Source organism: Microcoleus sp. Pol12B5 (assembly GCF_036701335.1).
In the GTDB taxonomy this organism is placed as follows: Bacteria; Cyanobacteriota; Cyanobacteriia; order Cyanobacteriales; family Microcoleaceae; genus Microcoleus.
In genome coordinates, this window is the sequence record NZ_JAUBQQ010000138.1 from 1 (window position 1) to 3,346 (window position 3,346).

The following is a 3,346-nucleotide window of genomic DNA, read 5'->3' on the forward strand; positions in this document are numbered from 1 at the left end:
TTTTTAAACTACGACTCATAAACCCACCATAAAATCTCTCTCTCTATTGTATGCAACTTCACATAAAATTGGTATCAATTGTCGTAATAACAGGCTTAATCATAGAAGCTTTTAAAAGCCCAGCCGATCGCCAATCTGTGATGATAATATCACCGACTTTCTGGCTACTGCTAACTTGACTCGTTATACCCATAAGAATGCGATCGGGATATTCTGCATTATAAACGTCAGAACTAATAACAACTGCTGGACATTTTTTATTAGTAGTTTGATCGGTAGAAGGAAACGGAACTAAAACCACCTCACCAAAATTATAACTCGTCATACTCCGCGTCCTCTGGGTTATCCCAAATTTTAGCAAAAGCTGCTTCTGAGAGTTTAGTTGCAGTATAAACGAGAATACGATCTTCACTTCGCGTTAAAAGGAAATCGATAAAATCTTCTAATACCGTAATTTTATCGGGCGGTAAACTACGGATTTTTTCCATCAGCTTTGTTTCCGGGTTTTGGGCGACACTCATGTTATACCATTTTTTTAAAGATGTGATAGAGATAAAGAATGTAAAATCTAAGACCATCCGGTGAGAAAACCAATGACGCGATCGGTGAAAGATGCCAAAATTTCCTGGACTTTTGTGCGGAGCTCGTCAAGATTACTAAACACCGACCAAGCTAAAAAATCTTTGAGATATTCCCACACTCTTTCTGTGGGATTTACTTCAGGACAAGCCGGAGGCTAAAATAGTACAATTATATTGTCTGGTAATTCAGATGAGCTTAAATTATAAGCGGGTGCGTTATCTACTTGAATGATGTGTAATTCATGAGGATATTGTCTAGACAAAAGTTGTAAATATGCTTCAAAACAAACTTTGTCTAAATGCGAAAACTCCCAAAAAAACTTTTTCCCGTAGCGCTAGATACTGCGCCATACAGCCAAAAACACTCAAATTTCCATTGATGCTTTCCGATGGGCTTTACGCCTGAAAGCGTCAGCTTGCGCCGACGGATTTTATGTAATCCTAGCCGAGTTTCATCACGCTCACCAATAAGTTACTTTTTTATATTTGTTTACTTGAGGTAAAGCTTTGTCTAGTAAAGCTTTTATCTGTTGATGTAAGTTATTTTTAAATTCATTAATTGCCGTAGATTTTTGAGAGATACTGCGAGGTCTTGGAATTTTTAATTTACTTTTTAATTTCCCTCTCAGTAAAGAATATACAGCCGGGTAACTACTGGCTATTCCTTTAATTAACCAGAGCCAAAGATGAACTTCTTGATAACTGTGAAATCCTTCGGGGTCTTTCAGCTCTTGTTGTAATGAAGCTGCTATTTCAACTGAAAACTTTTTTGGGCGACCAAAAACCTGCCGATTTTTTAACAAATTTTCCAGACCGCCCTTTTTATATTGAAAGAGCCAGCGATGAATTGTCGCCTCACTTTTACCTAAAACTGCGGATACTTCCCGCACCGTTCCTACTTTTTTTGACTGAAATAAATAAAGCATTTGAACTTTGTTATAAGCTAGAATTCTTTTTTGTTGTTTGAGTATTTCTCGCAAATTTTCTACCGATTCGGTAATCTTTATATGAGGACGACCAGACATTGTAATTCTCTCCTTTACTTTTTACGCAAGTCTATCACATTTTTAAAAAAATGGTATTATCTCTCACTTATTAATGTTGAACTAGCGTACACTTTATCTATCAATTTAATTGCATTTATTCCTTCGGCCATTCTTCTAAACCTAATTCCGCCAATTCATGTAACTCTATCTCTTATGCATAAACTTCCGCATAGAGCATCGCCGATTCTTTCAACTGCTCGGTTTCTAACGCTAATTCCAACCGTTGAATGGCTATTCTAACCAATTCACTAGGATCTTTAAATCCATAGTTTTAACAGAGTTCTAAAAATTTGATCTGAGATTCATCTAGTTTAAATGTTTGCTCTTTCATAGTAAAAATACTAGGAAGCTTCAGAAAGTTAGTTAGGTCAAATGCTGTTTTTAGGGAGCCAGTATTTTTATGATAACATACATTCGTATATAGTGCCAAAAAACTAGCAAGTATTAATAACACCATCTTCACCCCAAAACTATGAAAAAAATCATCATTGGCATCATGAGACCCGGCGATAGTGCCACATCAACCGACTTAGAAAACGCCTATCAACTCGGACAACTCATCGCCGAAGCAGGATGGATATTGCTAACTGGTGGTAGAAATGTCGGCGTCATGGATGCCGCCAACAATGGAGCAAAATCAGCTAACGGTTTAACAGTCGGCATCCTTCCGGGAAATGACACTCGCGGCATTTCTGAAACTGTAGATATTGCCATTGTCACCGATATGGGAAACGCCAGAAATAACATTAACATTCTTTCTTCAGATGTAATAATTGCCTGCGGCATGGGCACGGGCACTGCTTCGGAAATAGCCCTCGCCCTCAAAGCTAACAAACAAGTTATATTGTTAAATCACAGCGCCGAAAGTCAACTTTTTTTTAAAGCTTTAGCACAAGTTAACATCTTTGTGGTAAAGAATGCTGTAGAGGCTATGAATCAAGCTCGCGAAATCCTAGTAAATTCAAGATGAAATCCAAGATGAGAGTAAGCAAATTCAACTTTTGTGCGATCGGCATTTTCCTGACTTTGGGGATTTTCGTCACTACCAAAGCAGACGGAAGAATTGCACAGTTCAGTTTCAGCAACAAATCTACTCAAAAATTAGCACAAACCCTCCCTCCTCCTCCCCCTGTCACAAAGCCTGTTACCGAACAAGAAGCGCCACCTATTCGCAGCGAATCCGTGCCGGATCAAATCGCTTTAGCAACCCATTTGCAGACCATCAAAGCTAGAATGTACGGTGCTTACTGGTGCCCTCACTGCCACACGCAACAAGAACTTTTCGGCAAAGAAGCATTTACCGCAATTACTTACATTGAGTGCGACCCCAGAGGCAAAGATTCTCAACCGGATTTGTGCAAAGCTGCCAATATTAAAGCTTATCCCACTTGGGAAATTCGGGGAAAATATTACACGGGCAGGCAATCTTTGGAAAAACTGGCTATTTTATCCGGTTATAAAGGCAGCAGCAATTTTATGCCACCAGTTCCCTCTCCTTAAAAATATCTAAATTAGTTCGCACTTGCACTCGCTCACTAAGAAACCGGGTTTTTGAACCGAGATTGACAGTTTTCAGCAATTATTTTGGTTGAAAACCCGGTTTCTCGCCACCCGTGCGTCCATGACTATAAATGTAAGGTGCTGATACCAATTTTATGTGAAGTTGCATACAATAGAGAGAGAGATTTTATGGTGGGTTTATGAGTCGTAGTTTAAAAA

The 3,346-nt window shown here is 38.8% G+C and carries 4 protein-coding genes and 1 pseudogene; 2 read left to right on the top strand and 3 right to left on the bottom strand.

Annotated features, from left to right (window positions below; genetic code table 11):
• Positions 1-58: 58 nt before the first annotated feature.
• The 3 genes and pseudogenes from QUA24_RS26850 to QUA24_RS26860 all read right to left on the bottom strand — a co-directional run bounded on the left by QUA24_RS26850 (position 59) and on the right by QUA24_RS26860 (position 1,606).
• A complete protein-coding gene (locus tag QUA24_RS26850) occupies positions 59-325 on the bottom strand; it encodes a type II toxin-antitoxin system PemK/MazF family toxin (protein ID WP_333233438.1) in 267 nt (88 codons plus the stop codon).
• On the bottom strand, positions 312-521 hold the full coding sequence (locus QUA24_RS26855; protein WP_333233440.1) for a toxin-antitoxin system, antitoxin component, Xre family protein: 210 nt from the start codon (positions 519-521) through the stop codon (positions 312-314). Before QUA24_RS26855 ends, QUA24_RS26850 begins: the two co-directional genes overlap by 14 nt.
• 47 nt (positions 522-568) lie before the next feature.
• Positions 569-1,606 (bottom strand): annotated as a pseudogene (locus QUA24_RS26860) (IS630 family transposase).
• Between the two features lie 493 nt (positions 1,607-2,099).
• Between QUA24_RS26860 and QUA24_RS26865 the strand changes: the two are divergent.
• Together QUA24_RS26865 and QUA24_RS26870 are read left to right on the top strand one after the other, a co-directional pair.
• Complete coding sequence (locus tag QUA24_RS26865) at positions 2,100-2,597, top strand: SLOG cluster 4 domain-containing protein (protein ID WP_333233441.1); 498 nt, start codon at positions 2,100-2,102, stop codon at positions 2,595-2,597.
• Positions 2,598-2,605: 8 nt separating this feature from the next.
• On the top strand, positions 2,606-3,127 hold the full coding sequence (locus QUA24_RS26870) for a hypothetical protein (protein WP_333233443.1): 522 nt from the start codon (positions 2,606-2,608) through the stop codon (positions 3,125-3,127).
• Positions 3,128-3,346 lie beyond the last annotated feature (219 nt).

Bases quoted from the DNA above. Each gene is read 5' to 3' on its own strand.
- QUA24_RS26865 (WP_333233441.1), top strand. From the start codon at position 2,100: ATGAAAAAAATCATCATTGGCATCATGAGACCCGGCGATAGTGCCACA.
- QUA24_RS26855 (WP_333233440.1), bottom strand. From the start codon at position 521: ATGAGTGTCGCCCAAAACCCGGAAACAAAGCTGATGGAAAAAATCCGT.
- QUA24_RS26870 (WP_333233443.1), top strand. From the start codon at position 2,606: ATGAGAGTAAGCAAATTCAACTTTTGTGCGATCGGCATTTTCCTGACT.
- QUA24_RS26850 (WP_333233438.1), bottom strand. From the start codon at position 325: ATGACGAGTTATAATTTTGGTGAGGTGGTTTTAGTTCCGTTTCCTTCT.